Below are 16,194 nucleotides of genomic sequence, written 5' to 3'. Positions count from 1 at the left end.
CAATCCGACGGTCACTGAAGTGCCCTCTCCAGATCCACCTGCAGATCCCCCAGCTCCTCCACGCCCACGCTCAGCCGCACCAGCGCATCGCTGATGCCCAGCTGTTGGCGGCGCGCGACCGGAATCGAGGCATGGGTCATCACCGCCGGATGGTTGACCAGGCTTTCAACACCGCCCAGCGACTCGGCCAGGGTGAACAGTTCGGTCTTCTCGCAGAAGCGCTTGGCCGCCTCGAACCCGCCCTTGAGCACGATCGAGACGATGCCGCCGTAGCCGGCCATCTGCTTGCCGGCCAGTTCATGCTGCGGGTGCGAGGCCAGGCCCGGGTAGATCACCTTCTCCACCGCCGGGTGCTTTTCCAGCCATTGGGCCAGCGCCAGCGCGTTGGCGCAGTGTGCCTTCATGCGCAGCGGCAGGGTCTTCAGGCCGCGCAGGGCCAGGAAGCTGTCGAAGGGGCCCTGCACGCCCCCCACCGAGTTCTGCAGGAAGGCCATCTGCTCGGCCAGTTCGGCGTTGTCGCCGACCACGACCATGCCACCGACCATGTCCGAGTGGCCATTGAGATACTTGGTGGCCGAATGCAGGACCAGGTCCGCACCCAGTTCCAGCGGACGCTGCAGCATCGGCGAGGCGAAGGTGTTGTCGACCACTACGATCAGGCCATGGCGCTTGGCGATGGCGGCGACCGCGGCGATGTCGACGATCTTCAGCATCGGGTTGGTCGGGGTCTCGATCCAGACCATCTTCGTCTTCGACGTGATGGAGGCTTCGAATGCCGCCAGATCGGTGAGGTCGACGAAGCTGAAGTCCAGCCCGGCGGTGCGGCGACGCACGCGCTCGAACAGGCGGAAGCTGCCGCCGTAGATGTCGTCCATCGCCACCACGTGGCTGCCAGCGTCGAGCAGCTCGATCACGGTCGAGCTGGCCGCCATGCCCGAAGCGAAGGCAAAGCCGCGGGTACCGCCTTCCAGCGAGGCCACGCAACGCTCATAGGCGAAGCGGGTCGGGTTGTGGGTACGCGAGTACTCGAAGCCCTGATGCTCGCCCGGGCTGGACTGGGCATAGGTCGAAGTGGCGTAGATCGGTGGCATCACCGCGCCGGTGCTGGGGTCGGGCGACTGGCCGCCGTGGATGGCCAGCGTGGCCAGGGCCAGCGCGCGGTCCGGGGAAGAAGCGTTGGACATGTCGTTTCCTGATTGGCGCCGATGACCGGCGCCGTCGAAGGAGCGGGAGTCTATCAGCGCGGCCTTAACGAGCTTTGACGCGGATAAACCGGGATTCAGCAGCGATCTGCGGCGATAAACGCCTTACTGAACGCGCCGACGCAGATAATTCAGCAGGTCGATGCGGGTGATCAGGCCGAGGAAGGCGTCGCCGTCCATCACGATCGCCACCTGGCCGCGGTCGAACACCGGCAGCAGGGCCTCGATCGGCGACTTCACGTCCAGCCGGTCCAGCTTGCTGACCATCGCGGTGGCCACGGTGTCGCGGAAGCGCGCCTCGTCGCCATAGACATGCAGCAGCACGTCGCTTTCGTCGACGATGCCGACCAGCTTCTCGCCGTCCATCACCGGCAGCTGCGAGACGTCGTACAGCTTCATGCGCTGGTAGGCGGTGGTCAGCAGGTCGTTCGGGCCGATCACCACGGTGTCGCGCTGGCCGTACGGGCGCAGGATCAGGTCGCGCAGGTCGCCGTGCTGCGGGCGCTGCAGGAAGCCGTTGTCCAGCATCCAGTAGTCGTTGTACATCTTCGACAGGTACTTGTTGCCGGTATCGCAGACCAGCACCAGCACCCTCTTCGGCGTGGTCTGCTCCTTGCAGTACTTCAGCGCCGCCGCCAGCAGGGTGCCGGTGGACGAACCGCCCAGGATGCCTTCCTTGCCCAGCAGCTCGCGCGCGGTGTGGAAGCTCTCGGCATCGCTGATCGCATAAGCCTTCTTGACGCGGCTGAAGTCGGAGATCGAGGGCAGGAAGTCCTCGCCGATGCCTTCCACCAGCCAGCTGCCCGACTTGTCGTTGAGCACGCCGTCGTTGATGTATTCGGCCAGGATCGAGCCGACCGGATCGGCCAGCACCAGCTCGGTCTTCGGCGACAGCTTGGCGAACGCGCGCGACAGGCCGGTCATGGTGCCGGAGCTGCCGCAGCCGAACACGATGGCGTCGAGGTCACCGCCCATCTGCTCGAGGATTTCCGGGCCGGTGCCGAACTCATGCGCGGCCGGGTTGTCCGGGTTGCCGAACTGGTTGATGAAGTAGGCGCCCGGGGTCTGCTCGGCGATGGTCTTGGCCAGGTCCTGGTAGTACTCCGGATGGCCCTTGGCGACGTCTGAACGGGTCAGGCGCACTTCAGCGCCCATCGCCTTCAGGTTGAAGATTTTCTCGCGGCTCATCTTGTCGGGAACGACGAGGATCAGCTTGTAGCCCTTCTGCTGTGCCACCAGCGCCAGGCCCAGGCCGGTGTTGCCGGCGGTACCTTCAACCAGGGTCGCGCCCGGCTTCAGGTCACCACGCTGCTCCGCCGCCTCGATCATCGACAGGCCGATGCGATCCTTGATCGATCCGCCCGGGTTGGCGCTCTCCAGCTTCAGGTAGAGCTCGCAGACGCCGGTGTCCAGGCGCTGGGCCTTGACGATCGGGGTCTGGCCGATGAGTTCGAGGACGGAAGAATGGATGGGCATTCGGAGGACTTTCGATTCGCGCCACGCAGGGCCGGACCGATGATTATCCGACGGATGGCGCTGAATGTCAGGTCGGTGCAGGCATGCCGCCCGCCTGCCCCATGAAGGGATGCGGGCGGCCCCGGATCGACGAGGAGACCGGTACCGCCCGCATCGGTGAGTTGTGCCTGCTGGCCAAGGCACCACCGCCTGTGGTGCCTTGGCGCGGCCGCCTCATCGGCGGTGCCGCGATGCCGGGGCGGGGTCGCCCGGCGGGGCCATCGATGGCCGGGTCACGCCGTTCCGGGCGCGACGGGGTGCGTCAAAGCGTGGGGGACGTCGTTGGGAGCGGTGTTTCGTACATTCGCAGAAGGCGTTGCTTGGCCAGCAGCTTCTCACGCTTCATGCGACCCAGGGTGACATCATCGATCGGGAGTACACCCAACTCCGCGTCCATGCACTTCTTGTTCAATTTGCGGTGCTGGTCATGGAGTGCCCTGAACTCCGGATCACGCGCGCGACGGGCGTCGATCTCGCTCTGGGGCTGATCTTCAAACATGATGGACCTCCTTCGACAGATACACGAACGCCCCGGCCACAAGGCACGGGGCGTTGTTCATGGAGGAGCGCCGGCCGATGGCCACCTGGACGCCTGCAACGACCTGCGGCACTGGCCTGCGCACGTCGATCTGCTGCGGTTCGCGCCCTGCTTGCATCGGCCCGGCCCTCCCATCGTCCGGTCCGCGGCATTGCGTCCCGGACGATTGACCCTACGCCTGCTCAAGGCGGGGTACAAGACCCCTGCGTCAAAAAGACCGAACCCCGCCGGGGCGGGGTTCAGGCTGAATGCTCATTGCAACGAAAAACAAACAATATCAATGCATTACGGGGCGATGATGACCTCGGCCGAACGGGCCCGGGTGGAGGCTGCCTTCTTGCCGCTGACCTGGATGCGGTTGCTGGCGACACCACCCGCGACCAGGGCGTCGCGCAGCGCTTCGGCCCGCTTCTGGCCCACGCCGTTGGCACTGTCGTAGGCCTCGATGCGCAGGCGGCCCTTCTTGCCGATGTTCAGGTACTCGGCGAGCGCCTTGGCCTGGTTGCGGGCGCCGCCAGACAGGCTGGACGCACCTGCAGCGAACGCGTCGCCCCCGAAGGTGAAGACCTCACCGCGCGCATCGAACTTCGAACCCGGCAGCTTCTGGCCCGACACCAGCTCGGCCTCCTCGCGGGCCAGCTTGGCGGCGTTCTGCTGGGCGGCGCTGAGGCGCTGCTGCTGCTTGCCGGCCACGCTGGTCAGGGCGTTTTCGGCGTCCTGGCGGGCCAGGGTTTCGGCCTCGGCGGCCTGGCGCAGGCGTTCGGCTTCCTCGGCCTGCATCTGCGCCTGCATGCGCAGCTGCTCGGCTTCCTGACGGGCGCGGGCAGCGTCGCGGCGGCTGGCCTCGATCAGCAGGTCGCTGCGGGTGCGCTCCAGGCGGTCGACCTCGCGCGCGGCCATCGCCGTGCGCACGGCCGTCTCGGCAATCTCCACCCGGCGCTCGGCCAGGTAGGTGGCCAGCTCCTGGTCACGGCGCTTGGCCTTGTCCAGGGTCGCGATGGCCTGCTGGGCCTGCATGCGCTCGAAGGCGCCCAGCTCAGCGGTATCCGGGTTGGCCTGGATGGCCATCAGGCGCTGGCTCAGCTGCGCCACCATCGGGTTGTCGGCGGCCACGGCCAGGGTCGGCAGCGCCAGCAGCGCGGCCAGGGTTGCGGCGGTCATCGGCTTCACCGGCGGTCCTCCCCGGTCGACAGCTGGCGTTGCAGCTGGTTGACCTCGTTGCGGCGCAGCTGCAGCTGCGCGGTGACGGTGGCTTCCTCGCTGCGGACGCGTGCCAGGTCGGCATCGGCGGCGGCGCGCAGGGCCATCGCCGGGGCGTTCTTCCGTTCGCGGCGGTCGCCGGCGGCGCGCTGGGCCTGCTCCAGCCCCTGCCGGGCCAGACCGATCAGGTCCGGGGCGTACTGGTCGGCGTCGGCCTGGGTGGCCTTGTCGACCGCCTGCCGGGCCTGCGCCAGTTCCAGGGCGGCGTCCTGCGCCCAGGCGGGGGCAGACAGTGCGAATGCAAACGCCATCACATACAGGCCATGGCGCATTCGTGCGAAGCTAAGTCGTTTCATTGGGGAGGCCGTACCGGTTGTCGGTTCACGGCCATTGTCGTCAAGCCGACACCGTGCTGGCAACGGGCGTCGGCCGTTTCGTTGGGGAAAATTCGCAATGGATATCGGCTACTTCCTGAAGCTGATGACCGAAAAGAACGCTTCGGACATGTTTCTGACCACCGGGGCACCGGTCTACATCAAGATCGAGGGGAAGCTCTATCCGCTGGGCAACACCGGCCTGCCGCCGGGCATGGTCAAGAAAATCGCCTACTCGCTGATGGACGAAGGCCAGGTGCCGCAGTTCGAGCGCGAGCTGGAGCTCAACATGGCCATCGCCCTGCCCGATGCCGGGCGCTTCCGCGTCAACGTGTTCAAGCAGCGGGGCGAGGTCGGCATGGTCATCCGCGCCATCCGCAGCCGTATCCCGAGCATCGAGGAGCTGAACCTGCCGCAGGTGCTGAAGGACGTCATCATGACCCCGCGCGGGCTGGTGCTGGTGGTGGGGTCCACCGGTTCCGGCAAGTCCACCTCGCTGGCGTCGATGATCGACCACCGCAACAGCACCACCACCGGTCACATCCTCACCATCGAGGATCCGATCGAGTACCTGCACAAGCACAAGATGTCGATCGTCAACCAGCGCGAGGTCGGCCTGGACACCCACGCCTTCCACAACGCGCTGAAGAACGCGATGCGTGAAGCGCCGGACGTGATCCTGATCGGCGAAATCCTGGATGCGGAAACGATGGAGGCGGCGATCGCCTTCGCCGAGACCGGGCACCTGTGCCTGGCCACCCTGCACTCCAACAACGCCGACCAGACCATCGAGCGCATCCTCAACTTCTTCCCGGAAAGCGCGCACAAGAACGTGCTGATGAACCTGGCGCTGAACCTGCGTGCGGTGATCAGCCAGCGCCTGGTGAAGAACAAGGAGGGCCGTCGCCTGCCGGCCACCGAGGTGCTGATCAACACGCCGATGATCCGCGACCTGCTGCGTCGCGGCCAGGTGCACGAGATCAAGGCGGCGATGGAAGGCTCGCTGGAAGAAGGCATGGAGAGCTTCGACCAGTGCCTGTTCCGGCTGGCCAAGGCGGGCATCATCGAGCAGGAGGAAGCGCTGCGCGCGGCCGACTCGCGCGATGGCCTGGCCCTGAAGTTCCGTTTGTCCGAAGGCAGCAGCGGCGAGCACGACCCGTACGCCGATTTCTCGGCCGGCGCACCCAGCATCACCCACGGCTTCTGACCCCACGAAAAAGGGGACGGAGGGGATTAAGTCGTAAGTGCATTTGCGACTTAATCCCCTCCGTCCCCTTTTTTCTGAAGCGTTCATGGGCGGTCTCATCCAATGAGACCCCTCATCCGTAGGTTTCCCCAATGGAAACCATCCGCAAGCTGGCCATTCTGGCCGACGCCGCCAAATACGACGCGTCCTGCGCCTCCAGCGGCTCGGGCAAACGCGATTCGCGCGCCAGTGGCGGTATCGGCAGTACCGAGGGCATGGGCATCTGCCACAGCTACACGCCCGACGGCCGCTGCGTTTCATTGCTGAAGATCCTGCTGACCAACTTCTGCATTTACGACTGCGCCTATTGCGTGAACCGGGTCTCCAGCAACGTGGCCCGCGCGCGTTTCAGCGTGGACGAGGTGGTCACGCTCACCCTGGACTTCTACAAGCGCAACTACATCGAGGGCCTGTTCCTGTCCAGCGGCATCATCCGCAATGCGGACTACACCATGGAGCAGATGGTGGAAGTGGCCCGGCAGCTGCGCGAAGAACACCGCTACGCCGGCTACATCCACCTCAAGACCATTCCCGAGGCCTCGCCGGAACTGCTGGCCAGTGCCGGGCGCTATGCGGACCGCCTGTCCATCAACGTGGAACTGCCGACCGAAGCCGGCCTGAGCGCCTTGGCACCGGAGAAGACGGTGCATTCGATCCGTGGCGCGATGGGCGAACTGCGCTGGCGCATCGAGGAAGCCAAGGAAGCTCGCAAGGCCCCCGCAGTGGTGGCGCCGACGGCCAGTCGCAGTGTTCGCCCGCGCCCTCCCCGTTTCGCACCGGCCGGGCAGAGCACCCAGATGATCGTCGGCGCGGACGGGGCAAACGACCAGCAGATCCTGGCCAGCGCCGACAGCCTGTACGGCAACTACCGCATGCGCCGGGTCTACTACTCCGCATTCAGCCCGATTCCGGACGCCAGCCGGCAGCTGCCACTGCAGCCGCCACCGCTGCAGCGCGAACATCGCCTCTACCAGGCTGACTGGCTGCTGCGCTTCTACGGCTACGGCGTGGATGAGATTACCGATACCACCCAGGACGGCATGCTCGACCTGGATATCGACCCCAAGATGGCCTGGGCGATCCGCCATCCCGAGCGCTTTCCGGTCGATCTGAACCGGGCACCGAAGGAAATGCTGCTGCGCGTGCCCGGCCTTGGCGTGCGCAACGTCAAGCGCGTGCTGATGGCACGCCGCCACGGGCGGCTGCGCGTGGCCGACATCGCGCGCCTGAAGGCACCGATGAGCAAGCTGCTGCCGTTCGTGCTGCTGGCCGACCATCACCCGCGCAAAGCACTGGATGATCCGGCGGCGCTGCGCGCGCAGCTGGCCCCGCCTCCGCGCCAGGGTTCGCTGTTCGATGCAACGTCTGCATCCTGACGCGCAGCGCTGGTCGCTGCGGGTGGATCCGCCGTGGTCGCTGCAGGCCTGGCGCGATGCTGCGCGCGAAGCGTTGCTGCGCGGCGTGGCGCCACCTCAACTGGACTGGCTGGAAGGGAGCGACACCTCGCTGCTGGATGCGCCGGCCGTGCAGCAGGCGCCGATGCTTGCCGATGCCGGTGCACCCAACGTTCCACGTGACTTCCTGGAGCTGGCGGCCACCTGCCTGTGCCATCGCGATCCCCAGCGCCTGGCCTTGCTGTATCGCCTGCTGTGGCGCATCGCCCATGGCGAGCGATCAGTGCTGGGCAACCCCGCCGACGCCGATGTCCTGCGCGCGACAGCCCTCGCCCAGGCCGTCCGCCGTGACACGCACAAGATGAAGGCATTCGTGCGCTTCCGCGAGGTACCTGGCCAGCCCGATGCGTTCATCGCCTGGTTCGAGCCGCAACACCACATCGTCGACCGGGTCGCGCCGTTCTTCGCGCGCCGCTTCACCGGCATGCGCTGGGCGATCCTGACCCCTTCGCGCAGCGTCGCCTGGGATGGGCAGGCGCTTGCCTTCGGCCCCGGTGCACGGCGCGAAGATGCCCCGGCCGAGGATGCACGGGAGTCGCTGTGGCAGACCTACTACGCCAGCATCTTCAATCCGGCGCGACTCAACACACGGATGATGATGCAGGAGATGCCGGCCAAGTACTGGCGCCACCTGCCTGAAGCACAGTTGCTGCCACGCCTGGTGCGCGACGCGGCCGACCGCGTGCAGGAAATGCATGACCGGCCGGCACAGGCACCGCAACGCAGGATTCCCCCGCGTGCGAACGCTGCGGCGCCGGCAGCCGATGCCAGCAGCCTGGACAATCTGCGCGGACAGGCCATTGCCTGCCGCCAGTGCCCGCTATGGGAGCAGGCCACGCAGACCGTGTTCGGGCAGGGGCCTGCCGATGCGCGGGTGATGGTGATCGGCGAGCAGCCCGGTGATACCGAGGATCTGCGCGGGCAGCCGTTCGCAGGACCTGCCGGCCAGGTGCTGGACCGCGCACTGGCGGAACTGGGAATCGATCGCGCCCAGCTGTACCTCACCAACGCGGTGAAGCACTTCCACCATGAGCGGCGCGGCAAGGTGCGGCTGCACAAGCGGCCGGAAAGCCGCCACATCCAGGCCTGCCGCCCCTGGCTGATGGGTGAGATCGCACGCGTGCGGCCCCAGGTGATCGTATGCCTCGGCGCGACAGCCGCAGCCTCGGTATTCGGTCGTGGTTTCGACCTCGCACGCGACCGCGGACGCTGGCACACCCTCGAGGACGGCACGCGCGGCTACGCCACGGTGCACCCGGCATGGGTGTTGCGGCAGACCGACGATGCGCGCCGCGAGGAAGCCTACCGGGTGTTCCGCGATGACCTGGCCCGTTTGCGGCAGAAAGGGGACGGAGGGGATTAAGTCGTAAGTGCATATACGACTTAATCCCCTCCGTCCCCTTTTTTTCAGGCGGCGTCGGGCTGGTTTTCCGGGCGTGCGCGGTCGAAGGCATCCACTGCCTGGCAGGCCGCTTCGATGCGGCGCAGGGTCGGGTACGGTGCCAGGTCCAGGCCGAAGCGGTGGGCGTTGTACAGCTGCGGCAGCAGGCAGATATCGGCCAGGCCGGGACGGTCACCATGGCAGAAGGCGCCGGTGTCACGACTGTTGACCAGCAGGGCTTCCATCGCCGCGAAGCCCTCGGCGATCCAGTGCAGGGTCCACTGCGTGCGCGCATCGGCCGGCACCTGCAGATCGCGCTCCAGGTACTGCATCACCCGCAGGTTGTTGATCGGGTGGATGTCGCAGGCCACCAGCTGGGCCAGCGCCCGCACCCGCGCGCGGCCGGCGGCGTCGGCCGGCAGCAGCGGTACCTGCGGAAAGCGCTCGTCCAGGTATTCGAGGATCGCCAGCGACTGGGTCAGCACATGCCCCTCATGCAGCAGGGTCGGCACCTGCTGCTGCGGGTTGAGCGCCCGATAGGCATCCCGGTGCTGCTCGCCACCGTCGCGCACCAGATGCACCGGCCGGGCCTCCCAGGCCAGGCCCTTCAGCTCCAGACCGATGCGCACGCGGTAGGCGGCGCTGGATCGCCAGTAGGTGTACAGCACGATGCCGTCGTCGACCGGGATCTCCATGGCCGCCTCCATGCTCAGGGCCTGGCCGCCTGTTCGATGCGCTGCTCGATCGCACCGAAGATGCTGTTACCGGCGGCATCGAGCATCTCGATGCGGACCACGTCGCCGAACGACATGAACGGCGTGCTCGGCTTGCCATCGCGCAGGGTCTCGACCACGCGCTGCTCGGCGAAGCACGACGCACCCTTGCTGGTGTCTTCATTGGCGATGGTGCCCGAGCCGACGATGGTGCCGGCGACCAGCGGACGGGTCTTGGCCGCATGCGAAACCAGCTGGGCGAAATTGAACTGCATGTCCACGCCCGCTTCCGGCGCACCGAACCACTGGCCGTTGATGTGGGTCAGCAGCGGCAGGTGCACCTTGCTGTCCTGCCACGCGGCACCCAGCTCGTCAGGGGTGACGAATACCGGCGACAGCGCCGAGCGCGGCTTGGACTGCAGGAAGCCGAAACCCTTGGCCAGCTCGCCCGGGATCAGGTTGCGCAGCGAGACATCGTTGACCAGGCCGACCAACTGGATATGACCGGCTGCCTGTTCCGGGGTCACCGCCATCGGCACGTCGTCGGTGATCACCACGATCTCCGCTTCCAGGTCGATGCCGTAGTCCTCGCTGACCACCTTGACCGCATCGCGCGGGCCGTAGAAGCCGGCGCTGGTGGCCTGGTACATCAGTGGATCGGTGTAGAAGCTCTCCGGCACCTCGGCGCCACGGGCACGGCGCACGCGCTCGACGTGCGGCAGGTAGGCGCTGCCATCGACGAACTCATAGGCGCGCGGCATCGGCGCGGCCAGTGCCTGCGGGTCGAGGTCGAACACGCCATCGGCATCGCCGGCATTGAGCGATTCGTACAGGGCGTTCAGGCGCGGTGCCATGTGGCTCCAGTCCTCCAGGGCCTGCTGCAGGGTGGCGGCAATGCCGGTGGCGCGCACGCCGTGGCGCAGGTCACGCGAGACGACGATCAGGGTGCCGTCGCGGCCGCCTTCCTTCAAAGAACCAAGCTTCATGGGTGGGTGTCCGGAGTCGTGGGCAAACAAGTTTCAAGTGTAATCAAATCTGCGGCGACGCCAAGCTGCAGCGCGGCATCGGCCCACCCTACCGTAGTGGGGGGTTCGGCAGGGCTTGCAGCCCTGCACCTGCTTCAAGCCAAGGCAACAGCCGACGCAACAGCAACAGCGGACATTCCGTGGGATGGCGAGGCACTGTGGGTTTGCGGGGACGCCGTAAACCCATCCATGGGGGCTTGGTCGCGGCATCCATGCCGCTCACACCCCGCAAACCCACAGTACCTCGCCTTCGACAGTAGGCCGGTGGCCAGTAGATCCACGCCATGCGTGGATGAAATCTGTCAGATATCGAATGAAATTCCGGGGTCAGATCCGTTTTCCTGCGGAAAACGGATCTGACCCCATGCCATTCCGACAGATCGCAGGAAACTGTCGAAGGCGGGGTGGGTCCGGTGGCAGGGGCGTGAGCCGCATAGATGCGGCGACCGAGCTTGCATGGGTGAGGGCGCTTTGCTTGCGAAGCACCGCTTCGCAAGCGCCCGAACGCCCAGCCGCCAGCGGCTGGGCCGGGCCCCGGGAGGGGTACTTGCAGCGCCCCCTGCCACCGGACCCACCCCGCCTACCCACAGGAACCGGCCTTTGACGTTGCTTCAGCCTCTGCGGGTGCAGGGCGCAGCCCTGCAGAGACGCCCCTACCTGAACAGGCCTTTTTGCGCGAAGTCTCGAACATCGTTTAGACTTGCAGGGTCTGCAGCGGCCGTCCGTTTCCCTCCGGGATCGCCGGCGACCAGGGTCCGCCCTCTTCGCCCGCCCCCACTCCGACGCCGTTCGTCACGCATTCCAGCCTGCGCTTCGTGCCGGCTGCACCCAATTCTCGCAGCGCGGTTCACGGGAACGCTCCGAGTCAGCCGATCAGTTTGATCTGCCCCCGTCTGTTCGCTCGGACAGGCGTTTCTTGTACTTGGAGCAAACTCAATGTCTTTTGAATCGCTGGGCCTGGCGCCCTTCCTGCTGCGCGCGCTCGCCGAGCAGGGCTACGAAAACCCGACCCCGATCCAGCAGCAGGCGATCCCGCTGGCGCTGGCCGGTCGCGACCTGCTGGCCGGCGCACAGACCGGCACCGGCAAGACCGCCGCGTTCGGCCTGCCGCTGCTGCAGCACCTGGGCACCGCCTCGCAGGAGGTACGTGCCGGCCCGCGCAAGCCGCGCGCGCTGATCCTGGCCCCGACCCGCGAGCTGGCCACCCAGGTGCATGACAGCCTGCGTGGCTACAGCAAGTACCTGCGCATCCCCAGCGCCTGCATCTACGGCGGCGTCGGCATGGGCAACCAGCTGGACATCCTGCGCCGTGGCGTGGACCTGCTGGTGGCCTGCCCGGGCCGCCTGATCGACCACCTTGAGCGTCGCAGCGTCGACCTGTCCGGCATTGAAGTGCTGATCCTGGACGAAGCCGACCGCATGCTCGACATGGGCTTCCTGCCGTCGATCAAGCGCATCCTGGCCAAGCTGCCGAAGCAGAACCGCCAGACCCTGCTGTTCTCGGCCACCTTCGAGGACAACATCCGCCAGCTGGCGCTGGAGTTCATGCGCAACCCGGAACAGATCCAGGTAACGCCGAAGAACACCGTGGCCGAAACCATCACCCACCGCGTGCATCCGGTCGACGCCGGCCGCAAGCGCGACCTGCTGCTGCACCTGCTGGCGCAGGACAGCCGCGAGCAGACCCTGGTGTTCGCCCGCACCAAGCATGGCAGCGACAAGCTGGCCACCTTCCTGGAAAAGTCGGGCATCAAGACCGCGGCGATCCACGGCAACAAGAGCCAGGGCCAGCGCCTGCGTGCGCTGGGTGACTTCAAGGCCGGCCGCGTGACCGTGCTGGTGGCCACCGACATCGCCGCGCGCGGCATCGACATCAACGAGCTGCCGAAGGTGATCAACTTCGACCTGCCGATGGTGGCCGAGGACTACGTGCACCGCATCGGCCGCACCGGCCGCAACGGCGCGACCGGCCAGGCGATTTCGCTGGTGGCGCAGGATGAAGTGAAGCTGCTGCGCGCGATCGTGCGCCTGCTGGGCCGCGACATGGACATCCGCGATGTGCCGGGCTTCGAGCTGCAGACGCCGATCCGCTGGGGCAACAGCGCGCCGGGCAAGGCCGAGCACGATACCGGTGAGCGCGCACCGCGCAAGAGCCACGCACGCCGTCCGCACGGCGATGCGCCGCGCCATGCGCATGCCGGCCCGAAGAAGGCCGGTGGTGGCCGTCGCGAGGGCGGCGGCAACGGCCAGCAGCGTGCGGGCGCGGGTCAGGGCCAGCGCCGTGGCGGTGGCGGCAATGGTGGCGGCCGTGGTCGCGGCCAGGGTGGCAACGGCGGCGGTCGCGCCGGCTGATCCCAGCTGACATGGATGGCGCTTCCCGCTGCGCGGGGGGCTATCGAGGGACGGCGCTGACGCGCCGTCCTTTTTTTGTTGCTGGCTACCGGGTGATAAAGCACGCGGTGGCAGTACCGAGGGCGGATGGACATGGGGGCAGCGCAGAACACGCTGTAAATACGTCCATGTAAGCTCGATGGCGCCATCCATGGCGCCAACGGTTCTGCGCTGCCCCCATGCCCATCCGCTTCAAGCATTGCCTGCGCCTTCTTCTCCCGCCGGGTAGCCGGGAGAAGAAAGATCAAATTCAAGTTCAAATTCAAATTCAAAGGCAAAAGCCGAAGTCGCAATTCCTGGCTTTGCTTTTGCTTTTGCTTTTGCTTTTGTATTTGCCCTTGCTCCCGCCTTGGGGTCTGATGCGTCCGCGCCCGCAGGAAACTGTCATGGGAGGCAGGGGGCCTCAGCCAGGACCGTTGGCGCCAAGGATGGCGCCATCGAGCCCCCATGGATGGGTTTACGGCGTGTCCTGGCTGAGGCCCCCTGCCTCCCAAGCACAACAGAAACTCGGCGCCAAACACCTCAACCCCGCGCTTTCGCCGGATTCACCAGATTCCCGAAGAAGATCGCGTTGATCAGCAGCCGGTCCGTGCCATGCCAGTACTTGCGATGCGCCGGATCATCGGCGAACAGCACCACGTTACCCTGCCCCTGCGCCGACACCAGCAGCCACGCGCTGCCCGCCACCCGCGTGCGGTTGCGCTCGGACAAGTAACCGTTCACCCGCGGCGGCGCGTCGATGCGTACCACCGTCGAGAACGGGTTCGCACTCGGCTGCAGCGTCACCGTGTTTTCCTTGTTGATCGCCAGTTGCCGGCGCGGCACGCCGAACGCCAACGGATGGCTGGTATCCACGTCGGCACTGAGGATGTTGCCGCTGACCCGCTCGATCGCAGCGATGTCGCGCTGGTCGCCGAACGCACGGCGGCTCTCGTCGGCAGTCTCTTCTTCCTTGCCGAGCTTCTCGCCGTCGGCCAGCTTCTGTTCGATCGCCCACTTCGAGGCGCTGCCGTAGGTCACCAGTGAACCTCCGGCCTGCACCCAGCGCTTCAGTGCGGCCACCGCCGTGGCATCGATGCCGGTGTAGGTGCCGCCGGACAGCACGATCGTGGTGTAGCGGTCCAGCGGCACCTTGCCCAGCTGCTGCGGGTCCAGCTTGCTGGCAGGCAGGTGCAGCTGCTGGTCGAGCAGGAACCACGCCGAACCGATCTCGGTGGCGGCCACGCCTTCGCCCATCACCAGCGCGACCGTGGGTTTGCGCAGCGCCTTGACGCCGTCACTGCCGAGGTCGATGCCTTCGCGGCTGCGGCCGCTGGGCAATGCGTGCACCTGCACACCCGCCTCGCGCGCGGCCGACGTCACTGCCTCAAGCAGCGCTGCGCCCTGCAGCGATTGCCCGGCCACCGGAATCACCAGGCTGCCGGCGGCGAAGCTGACCTCGCCCTGCGCGGTCGCGGTGGTGAACGGCTGGAACGCTGCACGTGCGCTCACGCCCTTGCCCTGCAGTGCGGCCAGCGCGCGCCCGGCGTTGTAGTCGCGCCAGTCGATCACGTAGGCGAATCCGGCCTGGCTGCCCAGCACCGCGCCCTGCGCCGCCGGCAGCGCGGTCACGCGTGCACCGCCTTCGATACGGCTGCGGCTACCGGCGAAGGCCACGCCGTAGGCCGGTGCGATTGCATAGCTGGTGCTGCCGTAGAACACATCACCCTTGATCGGCGGCGTCTCGGCAAAGATCGAATGCACCAGGCGGAACTGCGCCTGTTGGACCGGCACAACGTAGGCGCTGCCGGCATCGAAGCGCTGGCCATCGACAGTGACGGCACGATCCAGCGCGCGCACGTCGATGCGATGCAGCAGCAACAGTTCCAGCAGGCGGCGGGTCAGTGCCGGATCATGCGCATCACCGAACACGAAGCTCTTCACCGGCTGCTGTGCGGCCTGCTTCAGCGCGCTCTGGAAGAACTGCTTCTGCAGGTCGAACAGGCCGCTGCGCTCGGTCACTGCGCCGCGCACGGTGCCCAGCCCGGTGGCGACCTGGTTGCGGATGGTGAACGGGAACGTCAGCAGGCCATTCACCGATTCCTGCATGCGGCCGCGTGAGCTGGCCTGTTCGACGGTCACGCCGACGGCACCATGGAAGTCCGGGTAGGTCGAGCCGTATACCGGCGAGAAGTTGTCGAAGTTCTCGCCGGTGTAGTACAGCGAGCCCAGCGCATCCAGCGCCTGCGCGTGGTACCTGGCCAGGGTCTTGTTGAATTCGTACGACGCCGCGGGAATCAGCGGACTGTGCATGCTCTTCGGCGAGGGCTCGAAGTAGTAGGTGCTGTCCTTGCCCATTTCGTGGAAGTCGATCTGCACGTTCGGGTACCACTGGTGGAACACCTCCACCTTCGGCCGCGAGTCCTGCTGGGTCAGGGCCAGCCAGTCGCGGTTGAGATCGGTGAAGTAGTGGTTGGTGCGCCCTTGCGGGAACGGTTCGACGTGCTCCTTGTCGGCCGGGTCGGCCGAGGCCGGATCGGAGGCCCACGCGTTGTGCCAGTTGGCGGCACGATCGCGACCGTCCGGATTCTGCGCCGGGTCGAACAGCACCACCGCCTGCTGCAGCCACTGCTGGGTTTCGGCGCTGCGGTTGGCCACCAGGTAGTAAGCCGTCAGCATCGCCGCCTCGGCACTGGAGGTCTCGTTGCCATGCACGCTGTATCCCAGCCACACCACCACCGGGCTGTCGCCCGCCGCACTGCGCGGCTGCGCCGGATCGGCCAGCGTCGCGTGCTGCTGGCGGATCTGTTCCAACCGCGCGTGGTTGCCTGCGGCAGTGACAGTGGCGATCAACAGCGGGCGGCCCTCATAGCTGCGGCCGATCTCGCGCACGCTGATCCTGTCCGAGCGCCGGGCCAGTTCCTGGAAGTACGCCACCAGCTGGTCGTGCCGGGTGTAACGGCTGCCGATCGGATAGCCGAGGAACTGCTCCGGCGTGGGCACGGCGGTATCGAACGCCGCTGCATCGGCAGCCTGCGGAAAGAAGTAGGTGCTCTGTGCCTGTACCGGCTGCGGCTGGAACAGTGCGGTGGCGGCGGCAAGCAGCAACGGAAGAACGGCACGACGATGCAAGGACACAGTGACTCCCCTGGAACACAACGGCAGGCGGTCGCGCG

The 16,194-nt window shown here is 66.8% G+C and carries 12 protein-coding genes; 4 read left to right on the top strand and 8 right to left on the bottom strand.

Features of this window, described 5'->3' with window-relative positions; translation table 11 throughout:
• Positions 1 to 11 precede the first annotated feature (11 nt).
• From AC5P8F_RS08830 to AC5P8F_RS08810, 5 genes are all read right to left on the bottom strand, one after another.
• Positions 12 to 1,184, bottom strand: a complete 1,173-nt coding sequence (locus AC5P8F_RS08830; protein WP_495227941.1) for a cystathionine gamma-synthase — start codon at positions 1,182 to 1,184, stop codon at positions 12 to 14.
• A gap of 123 nt (positions 1,185 to 1,307) precedes the next feature.
• Entirely contained in the window at positions 1,308 to 2,678 is a 1,371-nt protein-coding gene (locus AC5P8F_RS08825; protein ID WP_014645842.1) for a pyridoxal-phosphate dependent enzyme, read from the bottom strand.
• Positions 2,679 to 2,979: 301 nt separating this feature from the next.
• The gene (locus AC5P8F_RS08820; RefSeq protein ID WP_005407964.1) at positions 2,980 to 3,216 is read right to left on the bottom strand and encodes an HP1242/YdcH family protein; all 237 of its coding nucleotides are present in this window, start codon (positions 3,214 to 3,216) and stop codon (positions 2,980 to 2,982) included.
• 324 nt (positions 3,217 to 3,540) lie between these two features.
• Entirely contained in the window at positions 3,541 to 4,425 is an 885-nt protein-coding gene (locus AC5P8F_RS08815) for a hypothetical protein (protein WP_288496498.1), read from the bottom strand.
• Positions 4,422 to 4,787: a DUF4398 domain-containing protein gene (locus tag AC5P8F_RS08810; RefSeq protein WP_005415160.1), complete on the bottom strand. Its 366-nt coding sequence runs from the start codon at positions 4,785 to 4,787 to the stop codon at positions 4,422 to 4,424. Before AC5P8F_RS08810 ends, AC5P8F_RS08815 begins: the two co-directional genes overlap by 4 nt.
• A 121-nt stretch (positions 4,788 to 4,908) precedes the next feature.
• On the opposite strand from AC5P8F_RS08810, the gene AC5P8F_RS08805 reads away from it, so the two are divergent.
• The 3 genes from AC5P8F_RS08805 to AC5P8F_RS08795 all read left to right on the top strand — a co-directional run bounded on the left by AC5P8F_RS08805 (position 4,909) and on the right by AC5P8F_RS08795 (position 8,892).
• Positions 4,909 to 6,036 (top strand): PilT/PilU family type 4a pilus ATPase, encoded by a 1,128-nt coding sequence (locus AC5P8F_RS08805; protein ID WP_014645840.1) that lies wholly within the window; start codon positions 4,909 to 4,911, stop codon positions 6,034 to 6,036.
• A gap of 131 nt (positions 6,037 to 6,167) precedes the next feature.
• Positions 6,168 to 7,451, top strand: a complete 1,284-nt coding sequence (locus AC5P8F_RS08800; RefSeq protein ID WP_495219983.1) for a putative DNA modification/repair radical SAM protein — start codon at positions 6,168 to 6,170, stop codon at positions 7,449 to 7,451.
• Positions 7,432 to 8,892, top strand: a complete 1,461-nt coding sequence (locus AC5P8F_RS08795) for a UdgX family uracil-DNA binding protein (RefSeq protein WP_495227938.1) — start codon at positions 7,432 to 7,434, stop codon at positions 8,890 to 8,892. The genes AC5P8F_RS08800 and AC5P8F_RS08795 overlap by 20 nt, the downstream gene beginning before the upstream one ends.
• Positions 8,893 to 8,936: 44 nt before the next feature.
• On the opposite strand, the gene maiA is transcribed toward AC5P8F_RS08795, so the two are convergent.
• Both maiA and AC5P8F_RS08785 read right to left on the bottom strand, forming a co-directional pair.
• On the bottom strand, positions 8,937 to 9,605 hold the full coding sequence (gene maiA, locus AC5P8F_RS08790; RefSeq protein WP_032957926.1) for a maleylacetoacetate isomerase: 669 nt from the start codon (positions 9,603 to 9,605) through the stop codon (positions 8,937 to 8,939).
• Positions 9,606 to 9,619: 14 nt separating this feature from the next.
• Positions 9,620 to 10,609, bottom strand: a complete 990-nt coding sequence (locus AC5P8F_RS08785; protein WP_046428698.1) for a fumarylacetoacetate hydrolase family protein — start codon at positions 10,607 to 10,609, stop codon at positions 9,620 to 9,622.
• 975 nt (positions 10,610 to 11,584) lie between these two features.
• On the opposite strand from AC5P8F_RS08785, the gene AC5P8F_RS08780 reads away from it, so the two are divergent.
• Positions 11,585 to 13,000: a DEAD/DEAH box helicase gene (locus tag AC5P8F_RS08780; protein ID WP_046428694.1), complete on the top strand. Its 1,416-nt coding sequence runs from the start codon at positions 11,585 to 11,587 to the stop codon at positions 12,998 to 13,000.
• A 561-nt stretch (positions 13,001 to 13,561) separates the two neighbouring features.
• On the opposite strand, the gene AC5P8F_RS08775 is transcribed toward AC5P8F_RS08780, so the two are convergent.
• The gene (locus tag AC5P8F_RS08775; protein WP_346601826.1) at positions 13,562 to 16,156 is read right to left on the bottom strand and encodes a M14 family zinc carboxypeptidase; all 2,595 of its coding nucleotides are present in this window, start codon (positions 16,154 to 16,156) and stop codon (positions 13,562 to 13,564) included.
• Positions 16,157 to 16,194 lie beyond the last annotated feature (38 nt).

Source organism: Stenotrophomonas sp. YJH_SMC_69 (assembly GCF_059370495.1).
This window is presented reverse-complemented; position numbering and strand designations above follow the sequence as displayed.